The organism is Inquilinus sp., from assembly GCF_057815775.1.
In genome coordinates, this window is record NZ_JBYRFX010000946.1 from 1 (window position 1) to 20045 (window position 20045).

Annotated in this window: 29 protein-coding genes; all 29 read right to left on the reverse strand. The window is 63.7% G+C overall.

Features of this window, described 5'->3' with window-relative positions; genetic code table 11:
- A partial coding sequence (locus tag AC3XYG_RS33730; RefSeq protein WP_489144262.1) for a phage tail length tape measure family protein occupies positions 1–3336 on the reverse strand: 3336 nt, incomplete at its 3' end.
- Positions 3333–3599 (reverse strand): DUF1799 domain-containing protein, encoded by a 267-nt coding sequence (locus AC3XYG_RS33735; protein WP_489144263.1) that lies wholly within the window; start codon positions 3597–3599, stop codon positions 3333–3335. The genes AC3XYG_RS33735 and AC3XYG_RS33730, both read right to left, overlap by 4 nt.
- A gap of 47 nt (positions 3600–3646) precedes the next feature.
- Entirely contained in the window at positions 3647–3955 is a 309-nt protein-coding gene (locus AC3XYG_RS33740) for a phage tail assembly chaperone (protein WP_489144264.1), read from the reverse strand.
- Entirely contained in the window at positions 3955–4611 is a 657-nt protein-coding gene (locus AC3XYG_RS33745; RefSeq protein WP_489144265.1) for a phage tail protein, read from the reverse strand. The genes AC3XYG_RS33740 and AC3XYG_RS33745 overlap by 1 nt, the downstream gene beginning before the upstream one ends.
- 82 nt (positions 4612–4693) lie before the next feature.
- Positions 4694–5044: a DUF3168 domain-containing protein gene (locus AC3XYG_RS33750; protein WP_489144266.1), complete on the reverse strand. Its 351-nt coding sequence runs from the start codon at positions 5042–5044 to the stop codon at positions 4694–4696.
- On the reverse strand, positions 5041–5541 hold the full coding sequence (locus AC3XYG_RS33755; RefSeq protein WP_489144267.1) for an HK97 gp10 family phage protein: 501 nt from the start codon (positions 5539–5541) through the stop codon (positions 5041–5043). The genes AC3XYG_RS33750 and AC3XYG_RS33755 overlap by 4 nt, the downstream gene beginning before the upstream one ends.
- The gene (locus tag AC3XYG_RS33760; protein ID WP_489144268.1) at positions 5534–5875 is read right to left on the reverse strand and encodes a phage head closure protein; all 342 of its coding nucleotides are present in this window, start codon (positions 5873–5875) and stop codon (positions 5534–5536) included. The genes AC3XYG_RS33755 and AC3XYG_RS33760 overlap by 8 nt, the downstream gene beginning before the upstream one ends.
- Positions 5872–6351: a head-tail connector protein gene (locus AC3XYG_RS33765; RefSeq protein ID WP_489144269.1), complete on the reverse strand. Its 480-nt coding sequence runs from the start codon at positions 6349–6351 to the stop codon at positions 5872–5874. The genes AC3XYG_RS33760 and AC3XYG_RS33765 overlap by 4 nt, the downstream gene beginning before the upstream one ends.
- A gap of 2 nt (positions 6352–6353) precedes the next feature.
- Positions 6354–6671 (reverse strand): hypothetical protein, encoded by a 318-nt coding sequence (locus AC3XYG_RS33770; RefSeq protein WP_489144270.1) that lies wholly within the window; start codon positions 6669–6671, stop codon positions 6354–6356.
- 54 nt (positions 6672–6725) lie between these two features.
- Entirely contained in the window at positions 6726–7976 is a 1251-nt protein-coding gene (locus tag AC3XYG_RS33775) for a phage major capsid protein (protein WP_489144271.1), read from the reverse strand.
- On the reverse strand, positions 7976–8827 hold the full coding sequence (locus tag AC3XYG_RS33780; RefSeq protein ID WP_489144272.1) for a head maturation protease, ClpP-related: 852 nt from the start codon (positions 8825–8827) through the stop codon (positions 7976–7978). Before AC3XYG_RS33780 ends, AC3XYG_RS33775 begins: the two co-directional genes overlap by 1 nt.
- On the reverse strand, positions 8805–10106 hold the full coding sequence (locus AC3XYG_RS33785; protein ID WP_489144273.1) for a phage portal protein: 1302 nt from the start codon (positions 10104–10106) through the stop codon (positions 8805–8807). The genes AC3XYG_RS33780 and AC3XYG_RS33785 overlap by 23 nt, the downstream gene beginning before the upstream one ends.
- Before the next feature lie 8 nt (positions 10107–10114).
- Positions 10115–11785: a terminase large subunit gene (locus AC3XYG_RS33790; protein WP_489144274.1), complete on the reverse strand. Its 1671-nt coding sequence runs from the start codon at positions 11783–11785 to the stop codon at positions 10115–10117.
- Positions 11786–11789: 4 nt separating this feature from the next.
- Positions 11790–12032, reverse strand: coding sequence for a hypothetical protein (locus tag AC3XYG_RS33795; protein WP_489144275.1), 243 nt, complete (start codon positions 12030–12032; stop codon positions 11790–11792).
- 317 nt (positions 12033–12349) lie between these two features.
- Positions 12350–12667, reverse strand: coding sequence for an HNH endonuclease (locus tag AC3XYG_RS33800; protein WP_489144311.1), 318 nt, complete (start codon positions 12665–12667; stop codon positions 12350–12352).
- Positions 12668–12707: 40 nt separating this feature from the next.
- On the reverse strand, positions 12708–12992 hold the full coding sequence (gene lysC / locus AC3XYG_RS33805; RefSeq protein WP_489144276.1) for an Rz1-like lysis system protein LysC: 285 nt from the start codon (positions 12990–12992) through the stop codon (positions 12708–12710).
- Positions 12968–13348, reverse strand: a complete 381-nt coding sequence (locus tag AC3XYG_RS33810) for a hypothetical protein (protein WP_489144277.1) — start codon at positions 13346–13348, stop codon at positions 12968–12970. Before AC3XYG_RS33810 ends, lysC begins: the two co-directional genes overlap by 25 nt.
- Positions 13345–13596: a DUF7940 domain-containing protein gene (locus tag AC3XYG_RS33815; RefSeq protein WP_489144278.1), complete on the reverse strand. Its 252-nt coding sequence runs from the start codon at positions 13594–13596 to the stop codon at positions 13345–13347. Before AC3XYG_RS33815 ends, AC3XYG_RS33810 begins: the two co-directional genes overlap by 4 nt.
- Positions 13593–13916, reverse strand: a complete 324-nt coding sequence (locus tag AC3XYG_RS33820; protein ID WP_489144279.1) for a hypothetical protein — start codon at positions 13914–13916, stop codon at positions 13593–13595. Before AC3XYG_RS33820 ends, AC3XYG_RS33815 begins: the two co-directional genes overlap by 4 nt.
- Before the next feature lie 15 nt (positions 13917–13931).
- Positions 13932–14477: a glycoside hydrolase family 19 protein gene (locus AC3XYG_RS33825; protein ID WP_489144280.1), complete on the reverse strand. Its 546-nt coding sequence runs from the start codon at positions 14475–14477 to the stop codon at positions 13932–13934.
- 246 nt (positions 14478–14723) lie between these two features.
- Positions 14724–15287, reverse strand: coding sequence for a hypothetical protein (locus tag AC3XYG_RS33830; RefSeq protein WP_489144281.1), 564 nt, complete (start codon positions 15285–15287; stop codon positions 14724–14726).
- A 10-nt stretch (positions 15288–15297) separates the two neighbouring features.
- The gene (locus AC3XYG_RS33835; RefSeq protein WP_489144282.1) at positions 15298–15936 is read right to left on the reverse strand and encodes a hypothetical protein; all 639 of its coding nucleotides are present in this window, start codon (positions 15934–15936) and stop codon (positions 15298–15300) included.
- A gap of 33 nt (positions 15937–15969) precedes the next feature.
- On the reverse strand, positions 15970–16197 hold the full coding sequence (locus AC3XYG_RS33840; RefSeq protein WP_489144283.1) for a hypothetical protein: 228 nt from the start codon (positions 16195–16197) through the stop codon (positions 15970–15972).
- Positions 16194–16547 (reverse strand): hypothetical protein, encoded by a 354-nt coding sequence (locus tag AC3XYG_RS33845; RefSeq protein WP_489144284.1) that lies wholly within the window; start codon positions 16545–16547, stop codon positions 16194–16196. The genes AC3XYG_RS33840 and AC3XYG_RS33845 overlap by 4 nt, the downstream gene beginning before the upstream one ends.
- Positions 16541–17086, reverse strand: a complete 546-nt coding sequence (locus AC3XYG_RS33850) for a Ref family recombination enhancement nuclease (protein ID WP_489144285.1) — start codon at positions 17084–17086, stop codon at positions 16541–16543. Before AC3XYG_RS33850 ends, AC3XYG_RS33845 begins: the two co-directional genes overlap by 7 nt.
- Entirely contained in the window at positions 17083–17487 is a 405-nt protein-coding gene (locus tag AC3XYG_RS33855; protein WP_489144286.1) for a hypothetical protein, read from the reverse strand. The genes AC3XYG_RS33850 and AC3XYG_RS33855 overlap by 4 nt, the downstream gene beginning before the upstream one ends.
- 4 nt (positions 17488–17491) lie before the next feature.
- Entirely contained in the window at positions 17492–17830 is a 339-nt protein-coding gene (locus AC3XYG_RS33860) for a hypothetical protein (protein WP_489144287.1), read from the reverse strand.
- Positions 17820–19145, reverse strand: coding sequence for a replicative DNA helicase (locus tag AC3XYG_RS33865; protein ID WP_489144288.1), 1326 nt, complete (start codon positions 19143–19145; stop codon positions 17820–17822). Before AC3XYG_RS33865 ends, AC3XYG_RS33860 begins: the two co-directional genes overlap by 11 nt.
- A gap of 20 nt (positions 19146–19165) precedes the next feature.
- Positions 19166–19912 carry a hypothetical protein gene (locus AC3XYG_RS33870; RefSeq protein ID WP_489144289.1) on the reverse strand — a complete coding sequence of 249 codons (747 nt, stop codon included), beginning with the start codon at positions 19910–19912 and terminating at the stop codon, positions 19166–19168.
- Between the last annotated feature and the right edge of the window lie 133 nt (positions 19913–20045).

The window sequence follows — 20045 nt, forward strand, 5'->3', positions numbered from 1 at the left end:
ATAGCTCGACAATGCCGCGCCATCGACGACGCCGCCCTTCGCATACACGTGCGAAACGAAGCCGGACGAGTTGTAGTCAACGCCGCCGCTCCCACCCGTGCCGCCGTACCCACCGCTACCTCCGGTCAGATAGTTGACGCCAAGGCTGATGAGCGACGCCGCCGCTTTGTTGGCCTCAAGCCGCGCGACTTCTTTCAGGATCGACGACACCAGATCCTTGATGCTCGCCTTGCCGGTCGTAGCCGCGTTGACCATGAAGTCCGACAGGCTGCCGTACGTGGACTGGACGAACGACCCGAACGAACCCGCCGTGTCGTTGGCCTGATCGTTGATCTGAGCCATGGCACGCAACGCGCCGTTCTTCCAGTCGGCTTGCGCGGCATCGATACGGGCCTGGCCATCGAGTTCGGCCTTTACGCGGGCGTCAGTGGCCTTCTTCAGTTCTTCCGTTTTGGCGTCGTATGTCGCCTGATCGATACCGCCATCGCCCACCGTGTTCAACTGCTTGGTGAGCTTCACCTGCTGGTCGGCGGCGTCCTGCCTGATCTTGTTGAGGCGTGATAGCTGCGCGAACTCCTTGTCGCCCATGCTGACAGCCAGCACCTGCAGGTCGATCTCGGCCTGGCGGGCAGCGGTCTGCTGACCCAGCGCTTGGATATAGGCGTTGATCGCGGCCGTTGCCTTTGCCTTCGCGCCGGCCTCCTGCTCGGTGAGCACGTTGGTCTTCGAGATTGCCGTCTGCTCCGCCTTGCTGAGCTGATCCTGCAGTTCGGCGATTTGCGCAGCATTGCGAGCGGCTTCAGAACCTGACACCTTCCGGGCCTGAAGCACGGCGATCTCGCCCTGCAGGGCGTCGACCTGCGCCTGCTCCGTCTTCCACACCTCAGCGCGCGACTGCTCGTAATAAGCGGCTTCGCTGATCGACCCCGCTTTTCGTTGTGCATCCAGCTCGCGCTGGGCGTTGCTGTACGCATCGGTGTACTGGCTCAACGACGCCTTGAAGGCGGCAAGCTGCGCGCCCGACTGGGCATCGCCCAGCTTCGAGGCAGAGTTGTCGGCGTACTTCTTCTCAAGGTCAGCTTTGAGCTTGTCGTACTGCCCGCCGGCAAAGCTGGCCGACCCGTCCTGATTGACGATGCGCTGTACGCCGTCCAGGCGCTTGTTGTCACTCGACTTCGCCCAAAGGGTGTCGAAATCGGCGTTCAGCGACTTGATCGCCGCCGCAAGCTGGTGGGCCTTGTCGACCTGGTCCGACATCCGGTCGATGCGCTGGTCGGCCGAGATCGAGGCGGCAGAATCCGCCGATTGGCGGGACTGCGCCTCGGCATCGGCGACGATCTTGTCCCGCTGGGCGGTCAGGTCCGCGAGCTTCTTCTGATCCTCTGGGCTGAACGACTCGAACGAGCTATCCGCTTTGTCGACGATGCTGGATCCGACGAAGAGGTTCCGCAGCTTGCCAATGGTGCTGTACTGGCGATTCTGGGCCGCCTCCTGCCTGCCCTGAAGCTCCGCAATCTGGGTATCGATCGACGCCGTGCCAAGTAGGATCGAGGCGCCATTCTTGAAGGTTTCGTACCAGTCGGCAGTGCCGCGCTTGGCCTCCTCCCACGCCTTCGCCAGGCCGTAAACCTGATCGGTCATGGTCTGGATGCGCGGCGCGACCGAGTCATGGAACGCTTCTGCCGTGACGCGCACGATGTCCTGCTGCCGCCCCTCCTCCTCGAGCGCCTTGATCTGCTCGTAGGTCGCTTCCGAGAGGAAGTGGTACTGATCGTTCGCCTTAAGCGCACCGGCAACGGTGCCGTCGAACATCTGCAGGGCCGCCTGCGTCGCCTCGTCCGCGCCCTTCTTGGTCAGGATGGCAATGTCGTAGCCAGCCTGGCCGACCGACTCCAGCGCGTCGGCACTGACGCGCCCAGACGTAACCAAACCGGCGAGGATGTCGCGGGCCTCGCTGAGGTGACCGTTCGACGTGCTGATGCCGCTGGCCAGCTTCTCGAAGCTGCCGGTGGTGACACCCGCGAAATTGCCCGAGGCCGCGATCGCCTCGTTAACCCGCTGTTCCTCGTTGTACGCATCGGCGGCTGCGATGGCCACCGCGGCCAGGCTCGCAGCAAAGGCTGCGGTGCCAATCGCTACCGGCGACAGCAGTGTCGACAGCAGGCCAGTGTTGTTCGCCAGGGAGATCAACGAACCTTGGAAGTTGTTGAAGTCCCCTCGAGCCAGTTCGCCGATCAACACGCCAATCTCGCGACGGGCAATGCCCGAGGTCAGCGAGAAGTGCGAAAGCGCCTCGTCGGCACCGCCCACAGCGTTACGGGCCTTGTCGATCTTGGCAGCGTAGCCTTCGTAGTCGTCCTGGCTGATCGTTCCAGCCTTACGGTGTGCGCGTAGCTGAGCTTCGATGGCATCCAGGCGCTCGTAGGCCGCCGTCGTCGGGTCGATCTGGCCCAGGAGCTTGCGAAGCTCGGCGGATTCGTTTTGTGTGGCCGCCGTAGCCTGCTGACGGGAACGCGCCTCGGCGTCGAGCTGACGCTGTCCGCGCTCGCTGATCTGCGCCTGCGTGGTCTGGGACGACTTGATCCGCTCGACGGCTTCCCGCTGGGCGTCCGTCATCTCCACCGACCGCATCTGAGAGGCGATGACCTTGCTTTCGGCGTCAACCCTCGCCAGCGAGGCGCGGACCATGTCACTGATGCGTGCGGATTCAGCAGCCTCGGAATTGCCGAGGGCGTCCTGAGCGACGCGCGCCTGGTCGAGCTGAGCCTTGTACTCCGTCAGGCCCTGGTTGGCCCGGAACGTCTGTGTCGGGCTGAACGACGAGGCCTTGAGTTGTGCGTCGGCCGTTCGGCGAGCGGAATCCTCCGCTGAGGCTGCCAGTGCGACCTGAGCCTGCCGCGCAGCGTCAGCCTTGCTCTTGAAGTCGGCAAGGGCCTGATTCGCCTTGAACAACTGCGTATCGTTGAACGACGCGGACTTTAGCGCGCTGCCGAGCGCCTCGGCGTCACGCGTGGCGTTCCGTGTCTCAGCGGCAGCACCCGCAAGCTTGCCCTTGAGCTCGTCGAGAATGGACGCCGGAACGCCCTTCAGAGCAGCGTTGTAAAGGATCTGCTGCTCTCGCGTGTAGCCGATGGTGTCGGCCTGCTTGAGCAGCGTGTCGACGCGACGTTTCTCGGCAGTGTTTAGCTTGGCATACTCGTCCTGAGCGGCCTGAGTCATCTGCGTGAGACGGGTCTCTCCACGCTGAATAGCTGCGTCCCACGAATCCGTGTTGACGATGACGTCGACACGCGCGGCACCGAGAAGTGCGCTGCCTCCTTCCGTCTCGCCGGTCATGTGTTCGCCTTATGGATTTCTTCGAGGGCCGTGGATTCGATGACGCGAAGGGCGGCCATCATGTCGTCGTACGCATCACCGGCGACTCCGGTGCGGTCGAGTTCGTGAAACACGATGTTGTAGTCGAGCCCGGTTGGGCCGTTCATGCCCACCCTCCATTGGGTGGTCACCTGGGTGAACAGCCTTACAACCGGCCAGTTTTCCGGCCAGAGATCTACCTCCGGCCGCTCGTAGTCCGCCTCGGTGGTTCCGATGGCGGCCATCTGGGCGGCTCCCGGGCGCTTCCAGTAAAGCGCCCGGGTCGCCTCGATCAGTTTCCCTTGCGGGATACCGTATGTGCGTCGCCGTATCCCAGGAGGATGGCGTAGTCGCACATGGGCTGCTGTTGCTGCAGGGTCAGGATGCCCTCGCGGTCAAGCGGGATATCTGCCTCCCACGAATCGACCAGCTCGAGCAGAACGTCGACCATCGCTACCTTCCCCTCACGCAGCTTCTCCAGCAGCGCCTGGTACTCGTCGCGAGTCTTCGTCTTGTAGACGAGCACGAGCTTCTGCTCGCGGCCCTGCCCGGTCACCGTGATGGTAGCCGGGATGGTTGCGGGTGCTTTGACCTCGAACATCAGGCCACCGCCGCGAAGCGCGCCGGAGCGTTGATCAGCGAGAACGTGGCGACGTTCTGCATGTTCTGGTTCACGGTCTGGGTGGGCACTTCGTTGAACGACGGGAACGCCAAGTAGTACATGGTGTCGCCGCTCGGGAGGATCGCGCGCAGCACCACCGGCACCCGGGCGCGGTCCGCCGCGATGAGGGCTGCATACCACGGCTTCGTCGGATCGTAGTCGAGCGTCAGCGTCATGGTGAGCGGGTTCTTGACCGTCGGCTTCTGCTGCTGCCGGCCGCTGGTGTCCTCGACGTACTGCCAGGTGTAGTACTGCTGATCACCACCCGAAGAGGCGACGCTCGCCACCTGGTCGATGGGGGTCCAGGTGTTAACCACCTGGAAGGCGCCGGCACCCTCGCCCGCCGGGTACTGCACGAGGCTCGTGGTATCGACACCTTCGATCTCGAAGCTGTTGGCCGTGGGATTCAGGGCCCGGATAACACGGTTGTTGATGTCCGACCAACCGCTGGTCAGGATGGCGATCGCATTCGCTGCCGGCGGCGCGACGGCCGTCGCGACAGCTGGGTCAGCGTTGGAGATTGCCGTGATCAGGGCGGCGGCGACCAGGTTGGCCGAGATGGCGTACTTCGTACCGTTGGGGAAGAGCGAGCTCATGGGACGTCCTCTCGAGAGGTGGAACGAAAAAACCCGGCACATGGCCGGGTGTTCGGTGGTTGCAGCGGCGCCGCTGCGGCGGCTACTGGGGGTACCAGCAGCCGAAATCTTGTCGGGTTGAGTACAGCTTTGCGATGTCGTCATAGTCCGTAGCGAGCGAGCCCATGACCTCAGCGAGAAGTTGACCCGCCATTAGGGCCTTGGCGTCTAGGGCGAGCTGCTTAACCTCGCTCCTGACTCTTCCGTGCACGTTCAACTGGATCCGCGCGTGCTCGTGGTCAGGCAGCGACCCATCGACGTAGTTGTAGTCGCGGCCACCTACTTGCTGGTACGTGAAGCACGGGAAGACCGCGTTGTCAGGCGCGGTATCGGGATACACACGATCGGCAACGAGAGCGCCCAATGTCGCGAGAATCTTCGCTTCGAGTGTCATTGCTGCTCGTCCACGGCGTCAGGATCGGCCAGAAGGTCGAACAGCCGCTCCCTGCCACGCTTCAGCATGGCCTGGTAAGCCCTCCCGCCAGCGGCGTCGAGTGCGGGACGAAGGAAAGCGTGCGCAGGGATCCGCTTCGGCCCGTTAGGGCGCAGCTTGTTCGTTGTCACGTACTCGCCCTTGCGCGTCTTCACTACGATGTATGGCTGCCAGTAACCCAGCTCGACCAGATGGCCGTGCGGCGCTTTCTTGGCATTCCATGTCACGGAGTAGACCTGCTCATCCTCGGTGGAGCGGCGCTGCTTGTATGCGAGGTAGAGGGCTGAGGCCAGCCGCCCATCACCTCGTGGAACGCGGATCTTCGCCTCGTCGCGAATCACCTGCCCGCCGGCGACCGCCATGGAGCGCGCGAGGCTTTCCCGGAGCGGCCCACTCAGCTGCGCCAGGCCAGCGCGCATGCCCGAAAGGTCCACTTTCGTCTGGATGGGGTCAGCCATTGTTCGCGCCACGATTACAGACTAGGTCCGTCCACTCGCGGCCCGCCTCGTCCATCTGCACCGACGTGATGTCGTACGGCACATTCCCGAAGAGGATACGCATGCCGGCGTCGATGCCGATTCGGTACCGAATTCGGAAGCTGTAGCTTGTCACCGACAACGGCACGTCCGTCGCCGCCTTGATCGCGCCGAGCCCGGTCTGACCCTTCACGTTCGCCCAAATCGGTGGCAACACGTCCTGCCATTCGTCAAACGGCTGACCGTCTTCGTGCTGCCCCTCCAAGTGCCGCTGAACGGTAATAAGGCGATTCAACGAACCGGCGGCAAGGCTCACGGCATCATGACCAGGCGATGCGGGCGGAGAAGCTCGCAGGCGCCGAGTGGTAGTTCTGCGACTTGCACCCCGACGATTACTGCCTCACGGTTGGAGTAAAGGCTTCCAAGGGTCAGCAGGATGGCACTGACGACACCGGGGGCGGCGACGATGCCATTCAGCACGCGACTGGCGGACGCTTGGGCCGCGCTCTTCCGCAGACTGGCAACCTCAAGGCTCACTCGGCGCTGGTCAGCGTCGACAATGGACGCGGCGGCTTCCACGGCTTCGGAATACGCCTGCGAAGCAGCGGCAGCCTTTGCTGGAAGCTCATCTAATGCTGCGTCAAGATCGACTTGGGTGCCGAAAAGAGCACGATTGAGGTAGGCGCACGCCGCGCTTTCCGCGCCGTCGATGTATGGCTGAAGTTGCTCGTCCGGAACATCGGTGTCAGCCCGGCAGTGAGCGCGCGCCTGCTCAATCGTGATCAAGCCCATGATCAGTCCTGCGACAGGGCGGCGATCGCGGTGGTGATGGCATCAACCACCGTCTTCCGCGCGTTCTGCTTGGCGTTCTCAGCAGCGAGAGCTTCGTTGAGGAGCTCGGCGTCCTTCTGGTCGGCCAGGCTCGCGATGACGTCTGCGGCGTTGCCCGACACAAACTGCTCGGCGGCGGTCAGCTGAACAGCACCGTTGAGCGCGCCGCTTGCCTTGGCACCGGCTTCCAATTCCTTCGGGCAGTCGTCGCCCTGGGCGAAGTCGGTGGGATAGATGTCGCCGTTCTTGACGCCCCGGAAGGCCTTCGTAAGCTTTGCCATGCGTTTCTCCGAACGGGGCCGGGAGGTCCGGCCCCGCAATTGGTGGTTGGTGGCTTACGCCGAGACCTTCAGGACCTTGATCGGCGTCGGGTCGAGCAGGCCGCCACCAACCCGCTTGGTCGTGTAGAACTGCACGAATGGCTTGTTGGTGAACGGGTCGCGCAGCACGGTCACGCCCTTGCGGTCGATGACTAGGTAACCCCGATTGAAGTCGCCGAACGAGATCGGCATGGAGTTCGCCGCGACATCCGGCATGTCCGGCATCTCGGTCAGCGCATAGCCGTTGAGCGTGGCCGGCTGGCCAGCAACCGTCGAGGGCTGCCACAGGTAGTTGCCCTGGCCGTCCTTGAGCTTGCGCACGGTGCCCTGGGTGGTGTTGTTCATCAGGAATCGCGCAGCACCGCGGTAGGCACTCGGCACGGCGTACACCAGGTCGATGAGGGAATCAGCAGTGATGGCCGCAGCTGCGCCGGTATTCACCAAGCCGATCGCACCGAGGGGGTGCTTCGCGGCATTCGCGGCACCGGTGACGTAGGTGAGGAAGCCGGTCGGACGGCCGTTCGAGCCGTCCCCCGAGATAAACGCCAGACCCTCCTGGTGCGCAAACTCGAGCTCCACCTCACCCGCGATCCAGGCTTCGATATCCACCTCGGAGTCGTCGAGAAGCTGCTGGGTGGCCGCCGGGTTCGCGTAGATCTCACCGGTGTCGTACTGCAGCGATCCGAACTGCGAGCCAGCGGTAGCCGGGCGGGCATCCGTCTCACCGACCCAGCCGGAGGCCGTGCCGCGCTTGTTGAAGAGCTTGGTGAAGCTATTGCCCGAGATGGACTGGACGCGCGCGACCTGACGCATCGGCGACACCAGCACGAGCTTGTCGGTGATGGTGCGGTCCCACTCGACAGGAGCCGTGTAGCCGCCATCCGGTGCCGAGCCCTTCGACATCGAAGCTTCGACAGCGCCCCTTCGGAAATGCGCCTGGAACGCTGCGCTGTAGTCCGCATCGCGGAGCTTTCGACCGTCGCCACCAGCGCCCATCTGCGCGGCGGCGAGCTGCGTGTTCGCGGTATCGACGGCGGCCTGCAGGCGATCGATGTCGGCATTGATCTTGTCGACCTTCAGCGCCTGCAGCGCGTCGACCTGACCCTGCTTGATGTCTTCGAGCTGCTTCGTGTGCTCAGCCTTGAACGTGGCGAACGCCTGGTTCAGGGACTCGACGAGGGCTTTGACCTCGCCCGGGTTGTTCGCGCCTTCGGCACGAACGGACTGGATGCCGCGCGGGACGCGGATGTTGGGCTTCATATTCATTACTGGTTGACTCCGAGGGTAAACAAGGCTGCTCGCAGGGAATCCGCGAGGTCGGCGCCAGCGCACGGCATGGCAGGTTCATCGGCAGCGCTCGGCGTACCAGTGAAAAGGGATTTGAGGGCGTCACGACGCGCGGCGCGGGAGTAGCCCGAGCGCTTCATCGATGCCTCGACCATTGCGAGGGCCTTCTTGTTGCTTGCCTTCGCGGGCTCGGTCTGCGTGACGTCCGATGTGTCGATTCGGCCCGTGGCGAAACCATCCTTGAGCGCCTGGTCCGCGTCGATCCACGTCTCGTCGTCCATCAGGGCCGCCGCGGAAGCCACCGTAATTCCAGCGCGATTCGCGTAGAGCTTGGCCATGGCCGCGTCGAAGGGCTCAAGGAGAGCGGCGGCCTCGGCCATGTCGTGGCGGTTGCCAATGGCGACTGTCCAGGCGTTGTGGATCATCAAGAAGGTGCCGTCACCCATGAGGATGTCGTCACCAGCCATCGCGATCACTGAGGCGGCGGAAGCGGCCAGGCCGACCACACGGGTCGTGACCTTGCCCTTGTGCTCGCGCAACAGGTTGTAGATCGCCACACCTTCGAAGAAATCGCCGCCGGGCGAGTTCAGATTGACCGTTACATCCTTGTCGGCGCCGATGTTCCGCAGGATCGAGCTGATGAGCTTGGCGGTTATGCCAGTGCCGTCCCAGTTCTCACCGATGGAGTCATAAATGGAGATCGACGTGTCAGTGTCGCTTGCGGCCTGGACTTCGGGATGCCACCGGTCAAATGCGTCCGGCCGCACATCGAATTCCGCCGCGCTCAGGCGCTGATCAGCGCGAATTTCAGGCAGGTTTCGGAGGCTCATTGCCGGTCCTCGGTTGTGTCATGGGGTTGCGAAGAAGGTCCGCGTTCGGGTCTTTCGACCGCGGCATATCCAGCGTTTCGCGTGCCTCGTTCTGGGTTTGCCACGGCGCCTGGCCGCCAGCGCCAAGCGACTTGGCGATGTAGTCGGCCTGTTCTTCCGGCGTGCCGCGCAACAACGCGTTCGCGTTGAACTTGAACGTGTATTTGTCGAGGTCTTTGCCTGGGAGGAAGACACGCGCGGCGGCTTGCTCCCAGCTGGTGAACCACGGCCCGAGGCCGTAGCTCACGAAGAACTTGTTCAACTCTTTGATGCCCGAGCCCCAGCTGGTGTCGTCCATCATCAGAAGTGGGCGCGGGATGCCGAACGCACGAGCGACTTCTTCGATCTGGGCGTTCCGGTTCTCGATGTGCTGGGCGTCGGAGGCGGTGGAGCCGAACTTATTGGCCTTACCGCCCTCCTCGAGAACCATCCACTTACCGTTGTTCTCGGCGCCGGCGTAGTCCGTGGCCAGCGATGACGTCATCCGCGAGTAGGCTTGGTCGCTCAAGGCATTGGGAACTTCGATAGAGCCACCCGCCATCACGCCGGTGCGAAGAAGCCTGTCTGCCGCGCGCTCGGCCTGCCGTGCCAGCGCCAGGGCATCCTTCGCGAGGCGCATGCGCGACATCCCAAGCACGCCGTCGACGCTCAGGTCCTTTAGGTGGAAGACCTCGTTTGCAGCGAGCGTAACCAGCTGGCCGTCCGGTCGGGTGTAGTCGTAGACCATCTCCCACTGGCTGGTTAGCCGTGGCACGGTCGAGCCGATCGCAAGCGGGATCATCCCGATGGGGCGACCTGCCGACCAGATAACCCGCGCGTATGCGTTTCCTTCCTCGAGGCAGACCATCTGCATGGTCGACTTGAACTCGAATGGCGTCTGCCAGCTGTTCGGCTTCAGCTTCAGCAGCCGGTATGCAGGATGGTCCTCTGCGTATTTTTTGTCCGGCCCGTTCTCCAGAAGGTTCACGGGCAACATGCCTACCATCTGGCTAAGGAGCGAGACGCAGCGCAGCGCCGCCATGTTGCGGAGCGAATGAAGGTGGCGGCCACCCATGCCTCCCGCCTCGCCCCTCCGGATATATTCCAGAAGAGCCGGATCCGTCAGGCCGTCGAACGTCTGCCCGACGGGCGCCTGAGCGCGGAGTGCAGGCACCGGCGAAACTTCTGGATCGGGCGTTGGCGCGGGCACAACCGAGGCCTCCGGCGCTGCCGGTCGCCGGAAGATATCGAGAAGGCTCATGCCTGTCCTCAGAGAAAGCGGATGCCGCGCGTTTCGTACACCGAAGGTGCACTTGCCGCCGGATTCAGGCTCATCAGCGATGCCGCGTTGAAGACCGCCATCAGCGGATCGATCTTCGCGGTGCCGCTGGCCTGCTTCGTGATGTTTATGGCGTTGCTGGTGACGACGATTCGAGCGTTACCCACACACCAGTTCATCATCGGTTGGAGTCCGTGCCAGGCCGATCCTTCTGCCAGTTTCCGCTCCAGGGTCTTGATGGCACCGCCGAGCTTCCAGCCCTGGCTGATACCGACGATCTTGTCCTTTGGTACGCCGGAAGCTTCGAGGGCATCGAGAATGCCGCCGAGCCCCGCGGGATCCACGCCCGCCATGTCGAGCAGGCCCGCGCCGTGAATTCGCGCTACATAGCCGGCCAGCTCGTCGACGTCGTCGCCGATTCGCTCCACCAGCGTGAGATGACCATCTCGCGCGAAGTCGCGCAGTGCAGGCGCGATCTCCATACGCCGCTCAAGGACCGAAGGGTGGGCCCACGCGTGGGTCCATATCAGCCACTCTTTCGTGTCTCGGTGCCGCCCGATCGCGCTACCACCGAGGAGATCGTCCAGGCCACCACCATCGATGCCGAAGTCGATCACCTCGGACCATTCGAGAAGATATTCGAGGGTCACCTCGCGGCGCCCCTGCTGCTCCCAGTAGTCTGCCCCCGTCCACCGGTCGGAGCGAAGGTTTAGCCCGATCTCGACGTTCAGGTGCTTGGCAAGGAACTGCTGAAGCGAGCCATCCGTCTTCGGCAGGTTCTTCGTCAGCTGGTCGCCTAGCCATTCCTCGCTGACCGACCGGCCCAGATTCGGGTTAGTGATGTAGAAATTCTTCGGATCGAGATAGGCCTTGGCCTTCACCATCGCCGGCGGAAACTCGTAGAGGATGCCCAACGACTTCCGGTCGACGATCAGTCCGTCTCGCACGTCCCTGTAGTACTGAAGCTTCTCCTTGAACACACCAGCCGGCGGGTCGTCGCTCTGAGTGGTGAGGAAGATCACCCAACCCTCATCACGAGACACTTGGCCACCGGTGGCTTCCATGAACATCGCTTGGGCGTTCGCCTTCTTGCCGAACAGCCAATGCTCATCGACCAGGATCTTTCCGGACTTCTTGCCCGAGACCGTCTCGGTGTCGGCAGCCACAACCTTCAGCGATGCCTTAGAGTCGCGGCGCGTGATGGTTCGGATGTGGTCCTGAACGTGGAACAGGTCGCTTAGCTCCTCGTCCGCGCGGACCATGCCAGCTGCCGGCTTGAAGCTGTTGTCCGCGACCTCCTTCGTCGGCGCCAGGATCAGGTGCTCCTCATCCTCTCGCCAGCAGAGGATCACGGCCGTCAACATGATCCCCGCGGCGACCGTCGACTTCGTGTTCTTCTTGCTGATCAGCAGGAAGAACTCTCGGATCAGCTGCTTGCCAGTCTCGGCGTCATAGGCGCCGAAGATCGCGGCGACGAAATCGAATACGAACTGGTCGCTGCACTCCCCGAACGTTGGCTTGCCAGGCAAATCCACGACCCGGAGCTGCTTGAAGATGCGCAGCGCGCGGTCGGCCTCCTCCGGAAAGATGGGCGCGGGAATGATCGACCTGCCCGCGACCAGGCGTTCTGCCCAGTCGGGACACGCTGTGGTCCATTCCATCCGATCAGTTCACGTTGTTTCGGCGAGGAGGCGGTGCAGAAGAGAATCGACCGGCACCGCCGACGGCGGCAGCGGCATCATCCTTCGCAGCCTTCTTGCCCTGCTCGCCCTTCTTACCGTGCACATAGGGCGCCGCGGCGACTGCCATCCTGTCGCGGCGCTCCGGCTCGGCCTTACGGTTGTTCATCACGTGGAGCATGTACTCCAGCGGGTTCATGTTCGCCGGCAACACCTCGCCATCGAACACCTCGGCAGTCGGCGGCGGACTAGGCGGAAGAACTCTCACCTTTCCCGGCTTAGCCTTCGTCTTCTTTGTTTCCGCCTTCGGGGCGGACGTTTTCTTGCCCTTCGTGCCGCTGCCTTTCGGTCGGCCGGCGCCTGGGCGAGGACCTCCGCGCGGCATGCATCACCTCGGTGCGTCCGTAGGGCCTCAAAGCCTTGCGGGACGCGGGTCGTTTGATTTCCGACCCCTGCTGCGATTAATCAAACAGGGGATATTTTCTGTGCGTGAGAGGACAGTCGGTTTCCGGTCCGGATCGGCCCAGACTTTCGACCCGCCCCACCCTATCGGTCGGTCGTCTTGACCTCGACCCACGTGCCCTCGATGACAGCGCCGGCTGCGCCCGCGCGCCCGAGGTCGCGTGCCGTCTTGGCCGCGTGGCACTCGTGGCACAGCACCTGGCAGTTCTCATCCGTGTCCGCACCGCCCTCGAACAGCGGCACCTCGTGGTCGAGCTCGAACTCATGCATGGCAAGGAGGCGAAGGCAGTGCTTGCAGTGCGGGTCTGCTGCCCACACCCGCAAGCGACGGGCCTGCAGCCTGCGTCCTGTCATTCGGCTATCTGATACGCGGTGCGTGGATGGCTGCCTGCTAGGCGCCATAGCCACCCGGTTTCCCAAGGTCTTGAGTCGTGCCACCGACTTACTTCGAAGTGGTTGGGGGCGCGCCAAGGGCGCGGATGGCAGCCTTGTCTGTGTTGCAGTTCTGCAGCGCAACCTTGCGTGCGTTGGCCACACGAACAACCTCTTCAACCTTGAGGGAAGAGGGCTCGGCAATCGGGCAATCCGTCGTGAGGTCGGATGGAACCGGCACGTACACTGGCACTTCGACCCGTACCACCTGCGGCACCGCGACGGGCTTCACCGTCGACGGGCAGCCGGTGAGCAGGACGACGCAGCAAGTCAGTAACCAGAGAGCGCGGGGCATAGCTGGGCCTCCAGAACGGACTGGCAGTCGGCGGTCGTGGCGCTCGTGGTGAGCTTCGAAGCGAACACGGTGCCAGCGGCAGTGTTCTTGCCCTTCTGTGTCGTGGCAGCGTCGATGATGGCCTGCGCCTGGCTACGGTAGGCCTCAGCCTTGGCGAGTGCCGACGCAGTGGCGTCATCCGCCTGCTTCAATGCACTAGCGCACGTGCTGACATTGCCTTCGGCGATCACCTGGTTCGCCTTGGCGGTCGCTACGTCGCTACGCAGGCTGGAGATGTACCAGCCACCGGCGACCAGAGTGATCACCAGAAGCAGAGCGCCAATGACGATGGCGTAAACCTTGGTCATCGGATTCATGCGGGCGGAAGCCTCCCATCCTTTGGAACCGTGGGACGCGATGGCGGGAGCTTCTGACCCTGGGCACGGATACGAAGAAAGAAGCCAAGGCCACCGATAAATGGAGCGATCTTCGCTACCAGCCACAGGGGAAGCATCGACTGAAGCTCCGGCGAGCTGATCCAGACCTCTGGCAGCACGGCGAGCGCGGCGAACACGTAAGTGCTGTGCCACTTCCACCAGCTGCGCGCGTCGTCAACGAGCTTCATTTGAGGTGCCTCACCTGCTGCAGCTCGTGGATGTCCTGGGTGTTGCGCTCTGTCCGCACATCGATCTCGGCCATCTTTCGCGTTAGGCCGGGAATGTCGGATAGTTGCTGACTGAGCGTCTGAAGCTGTGCGTTCGTGACCGCCTGTGACGTCACCACGGCCTGCATGGTCTTGTCCTGCGCCGCGAGCCGGCTGTCGAACGAACTGAAGACGTAGCTGATCAGGAAGACTAGCAGCGTAAATGCGCCCCCGATGACGATGCGCTCGACCGGGCCGAGCTTGAAATGCCAGCTGGAGTCTTCGCCGCGCTTGATATCCATGGGCTCATCCACTCGTCAGATACCCAACGCACGCTTGGCGATGGTCCAGCGACGCTGGCGATCTTCCCAACCGTTTGGGAACCCATCCTTGTTCTTGCCGTTGATGCGGATCGATAGGCCGAGGAAGTCGCCTCTGTCGGCGTACCGGTTAAGACTGTTCGCCTTCCAGAACCATCCACCGACTCGCGCAGCGAGCGCCGGCTGCTCGACGAGCTGAGGGTTCCTCACTAGGTCAATGCCGAGAGCAGCGCCAGCCGCGGTGTAATTGGCGCGGCCAGTGAGCTGCGGGAATCCACGCCCCATGAAGCGCTTGCCATCGCCCGGCTGCGTGTTGCCGAGATCAGCGCGACCCTCGTAACGGAGCTGCGTCGCCGTCGGACCCCAAATCTCGCGCAAGAGCGCGAAGCCGGCGGTCTCGTGCGCCCATTCGGCAATGAACGCGGCCTGCTGATCCGGCGTGGTCACGCCGAACTCTTCCATGGCCGCAGAGACCGGACCGACCCATTCAGCCGCGCGCGGAGCGGATACAGCGGTAGCCGCCTGGAATGTCTTGGCGTCCATCGGATGCTCCGGAATAGGTTGGCCAGCGCGCTGAGGGGAGCAGCGCGCTGGCCGATGCGCCCGAGGGGAGCGGGCACAAGTGGAGCGTCCTGAGGGAATCGAACCCATCTTCGTCGGCTTGGAAGGCCGTCTACCGCCCAGCGGCGGACGCAAAACGAAGAAACCCGGCACGGGGCCGGGTTTCGAAGGTGAGTATCACTAGGCGCGAGAATAGCGATTTTTTGGGTGGGCATCACCCACCCACCGTCACACCTCGGCGAGGATCAAGGGCGGGACGGTGTGAGCCCCTATCTCGAACGTCTTCAAGTCGCCGACGCTCGCCTCGATGACCCAGCTCGTTATTACCGAGGCATGGTCGACGCCGGGCCATGCGCGATCACCGGTTACAACGTTCACCAAAAGCTTCTCCGCCATCTGATCGTAATGCTTCGCAACGATCCAGATACCTTTCTCATCCAAGACGAGGCAGCCGACGTCCGCGAGATCGGTCATCTTCCATTCCATCGATTTGGCGTTTACGTGCGGCACCGTTCCTTCGACCTCGATGTAGCGGCGGTGCTGCCTTGCACGGGTCGCCCCGATAGCATCGGCCTGCCAGCTTCCATCGAGCCGGACCAGTCCGACGTCGCCGTTCGCGCCGGGCCCCAGATCGAATCGTAGGCACAGGACGCCGAGATTCGTAACGAAGAATCGCGATGTAATTTCGGCCAGCGTCACGAGCTTCGCTGTAGCGGGTAAGACGTAACCTTCCATTCCCTTCCCCTGTTGTTGACCCTTCGAACGTTCTGGGGCCTGCCAGGACAACATCAAGCCCTCCCTCCTACGTGAGCGCGTGCTGGAACTGCCTCTCAGCCTGGTGAAGGTCGTCAGTGCACCGCTGAAACGTCCAGTCATAGACCGAGGCCCAGCCTTCCCGATAGGTCTTCCACGAGAACCCAGCAAGCTCAGCGCGCCCACGGTCGCTCAGGCGCAGGTGGCCAGCGCCCATGCACTCGGCGCAGGTCTTGTAGACACCCATGGTGGTTGCCGTCATGCCGCGGCCAGAGCAGTACTGGCAGAGGCCGGCGCTCGCGAGTTCGTTGAGCACCGCGGTACGGACCTTGCCGTAGCCTTCGGCCAGAGTCGTAAGGCCGCGCTCGGTGATGACCAGGCGCGGCCACCGATTCGCGTGCGCAGTCGCGTAGGCGCCCTGCCCCCGGCTACCCCGGGACGCGATCGCAAGGAGGCCGTCAAGCATTGACGCTTCGCGCTTCGCCCACTCGTCGCGCATCAGGGCGTCGACCATGTCGTTGAGCTGGTCCTTTGACAGCTTGGCACCGTCGGGCCACCACACGCGGCACAGCACCTCGCGGCCGATGCCGGCGGCGACCATGCCCAGGGCGGCAGCCACGTCTGTGGCGACGATGTCAGGGATGCCACCCGACCCGATGTCGAACCTGCAGTTCTTGGCGTTGAGCATGGCGAGACGTTTCCCAGTGTGCATGGTGTTCCCCTATTTCTGATGCGTGTCGTGCACGGCGCCAGCGGCACCGCTCTTTTTCTGTTGCTTGGCAATCCGGCGCACGAGCGCCGCGGCTGCTACCAGGTCTCGCGCCGCCTGGTCACAACGTGCGGCAATGTCGTCAAGGCTTAACGATGAGTCGGCCATGTCGATGGCCAGCCGCGAGACAGCATCCAGCTTGTGCTGGGCGCGCTCTGCGAGAAGGCCGCCGAGGTTCATGCAGGCGACACCTCGATTCGGACGCTGTACTGGTGAGGCTTGCCGCGCTCCGCGTCGTACTCGAAGCGGATCAGCGTCTTGTCGTTGTCGGCGATGCCGTAGGCGTCGGCCACGCCGTCACGGATCGCCTTGAAGGCGCCCTGAAGGTTGTCGTCGTCGAACGCGCGCGGAGAAATCCGAACCAGGCGCACGACCACGGGCAGTGGCGGACGCTTGGCATCCAGCAGCATCCAGTGTGCGGTTTGGCGCTCTCGCTTCGTGCGCCTCGCCCGGACCATGCGGTGCTCGCGGGCGTTGAGCCCCGCCTTCAGGCGCATGTCCTCGATCTCGATGACCAGCGGCTTCACCATGACGCCTCCGGGCCGAACTGGGGCGCCAGCTGCACGAGCATGGTTTCCTGATACGCGAGCAGCTGCTGGTCGGTACCGTAGAACTCGTGGAAATGGCGCGACTCGCGCTCCAGGCTCGGCCCGTAGATCAGCGCCTGGGCCTCGTAGCCGCGGTCGGCGAACGGGAGGCGCTTCGCCTGGTGGTGAAAGTGGCAGAGGCAGACGGTCGCATCGTGACCGATGCGACGGCCACCGGACAACAGGTGATGCATCTCAAGGTCGTTCCCGTAGCTCGCACGCGCCAGCCCATGATCGACACCGTTGAGGTGGCACGCGACACAACCGCGTGCCTTGGCGTCGACCCAGCGCTGCTTCTGCGCCTTCGTGGCGACAGGCTGACGACGGACCGTCAAGCCTTTATGGTTGTAGACCGCGATGACCTTGCCGTCCTCGTCGAACTCGACCGTCGCGCGCTCTGCCGCGGCCTTGACGATGCCAGTCGCAGCGAAGCCACGGGCGGACTTGAACGGGGTCTTGCGGAGCAGTGGCGTGCGCTTCACTGGCCGGATTCCATGCGGCGCACGGCCTCGGTCACGTATGCCTCGGTGATGGCACGCCGGTCCTCAGTGACGAAAACGATCGGCGAGCAGTCGCTTTCGCTCAGCCGAATGATCGTTGGCGTCGTCCCCCACCGAAGCCCATCCGCGGACAAAGCGATCGGCGTCGAAGCAAGGCCGTCGACGATGCTTACCTTCCTGACGCAGCGGTCGAGCACCGCATCCATGGCCAGGCGCATGGTCTTACGCACCGGCTTCTTGCGCGCCGTGATGATGGCCTGAGTGGTGATACCCAGGGCAGCCGCAGCCGTGGCCCAACTCGTGAAGCCGCATAGGTCGCCCCAGTAGTCCCATTCGGTGTTGGCCGACGGAGCGAGCGCCTTCGCATTGTTCTTCTTTGCCATGGCTTCAGTGGTCTCCCATTCCAGGCTTGATGGCGCGCTGCATGCGCTCGCGGTAGGTGGCGAGGGTCTCGGCTTTCTTGCCGAGAGATTTCTGCCAGAAGGCTTCGTAGTCGGGCAGGTGCGCCAGCTTCTCGCCGTCCACCACGAAGCCGGGCACCTTCGGCGGCGAGCCGAGTTCCTCGCCAGCGGCGTTCACGGCGTGCTTCAACTTCGGCGCAAGGCCTGCCTCGCGAAGACCGTCGAACAGCTCCATCGCGAACGGATGGCGCTTGCGGTTCGCCTCGCGCTCCTGCTCGATGCGCTGGCGATCGGCGGTGATCCGCGTGAGCAGGTCAGTAGTCATAGGCGCCGTGGTGCGAGAGGTCACGGAAGCGCATGGTCTCGGCCTGCCAGACCGCACGAACGAAGCCCGTCGGACCGTGACGGTTCTTCTCGACGCTGATCTCGGCGATGCCCTTGTCCGGCGTGTCCTTGTTGTAGACCTCGTCCCGGTAGAGCATCAGGATCTGGTCGGCTTCCTTCTCGATCTCGCTCGAGTTGGCCAGATCGCCCATGTTCGGGCGCTTGTCGGCGCGCTTCTCAACATCGCGGTTCACCTGCGCCAGCGCGACGACGGGGATATCCAACTCGCGGGCGATGTCCTTCAGGCCAATGGCGACCTCGCCGACCTGGTCGATGCGGGAGGCGCGCGGATCGTTGCCCTTCACGCGCTGGACGTAGTCGACCAGCAAGCGCTGGATGCCATGCTTCTGCTTCCAACGCCTAGCGATGCGCTGCAGCTCGCCGATGGTCATGCCAGCCTGGTCGCAGATCATCAGCTCGCGCGGGTTCTCGGGATCCAGCAGAGCGGCGGTGGCGTTGAACAGCCGCGCCAGGTCTTCGTCGTCGTGCGAGCCGTTGCGCAGCCGTGAGGCATTGACGTTGCCCTGGATGGCGAGGATGCGAGAGCCGATCTGGACGACGGGCTGCTCGGTGGAAATGAGGCCCGCGTCACCAGCATCGCCGAGCGCCATGTTCAGCAGCAGCGCCGTCTTTCCCATGGACGGGCGGGCGCCGATGATGATCAGGTCGGAGTTGTGCAGGCCGCCGAGGACATCGTCGAGCTCGGTCAGGCCAGTGGGGATGCCAGGGATCTTGCCGCCGCGGGCCTTGGCCGCATCGGCGGCGTCATACGCAATCGTCAAGGCCTGACGGAGCGTGTACTCGGTGCTCTTCTCGACGTGCTGCATACCCATCAGCTTCGCGATGCCGCCGTCAACGAGCTCAGCCGCGTCCTGCTCGGCACCGAAGGCGTTCTCGACCATCTGGGTCGCGACGTCGATCACGCGCCGGCGGACGGACTTCTCGCGCACGATGGCGGCATACGCCTCGATGTTCGCCGCGCTGGGGGTGTTGTTCACCAGGTCCAGCAGGTAGGCCGGCTCGATCATCTCGATGCCGTTGCGCACGAACCACTCGCCCAGGGTGATCGCGTCGCACGGCGTGCCGCGGCGCGCCAGCTCGATCATGGATCGGTAGATCATCCGATGGTCGCGGCGGTAGAAGTCGTCCTCCACAAGCTTCGCCGACACGGCGTCGATGCGGTCGGGCACCATCATCAGCCCACCCAGCACGCTCTGCTCGGCGTCGACAGCCGACGGCGGCACGCGCAGGCCCATCCAGCCAGTCTCGGGCGGCCTCATCGGCGGAGCTCCTGCCGTTGGCGCGGTTGCTCAATGCGACCACCGAAGCCGTTCGGCGATTTCGCGTTGCGGCACCAGTTGCGGAAGGTCGCGTCCCAGTCCAGCTTAAGGCCGTCCTTGCCAGGCTTGGCGGTCCAGTAGTCGCGGAACTTCTTCACCTCGATTGGGATGTTCAGGTCAAGGCGCTCGTCGCGCATGTCGTTGCGAAGCTCGTCGCTCGGCTCCCATTCCTTCGGCAATCGGGTTCCGCGCTTCGATCCGTCGCCCTTCGGGTTGTCGGCAGGAGGATCGTTGGGTGGAGGCGCGCCAGCGCTACCCCTCCCTTCCTCTCCCTTCCCTTCCTCTCCCTTCCCTTCCTCCGACGACACTTCGCGAATGCTCGCGAGGTCTCGCGAAGGCTCGGGGAATTGCGGCTTGCTCGGTTTGTCGATCTTCTGGTGAGTCAGCCAGTTACAGATTTCGAGGTACGTCGAACCGTTCGCGGCATAGCGCTTGATGCACTGCTCGCGCTCCAATTCGACCAACCACTCCTCCACATTCGCCCTGGTCGTCTTCGCGACGCTATCGACGTCACTGTCGTAGGGGAAAAGAAGGCTCGCGAGCATTCGCGAGTCGGCGCGAGTCCTCCCGTGGTCGTCGCAAATCGGCCAGAGGAGAATGAAAAGCAGCCGAGCGTCTCGCGACACGTTGCCCATGCTCTGGGACTGTGGGAACTCGGGCTTGATGGAACGAATGCGGGCCATGCCTACTCCGGCTTCCGGGAAAGTGCAGACACGCAACCGACCGGACTCGGCTGTCCCCGGGTAGCTACCCCCGAGTTAGCGTGCTGCTGGTTGAACAACGAGGCCTGCGGCGATGGCGCCAGCGAGGCGAGAT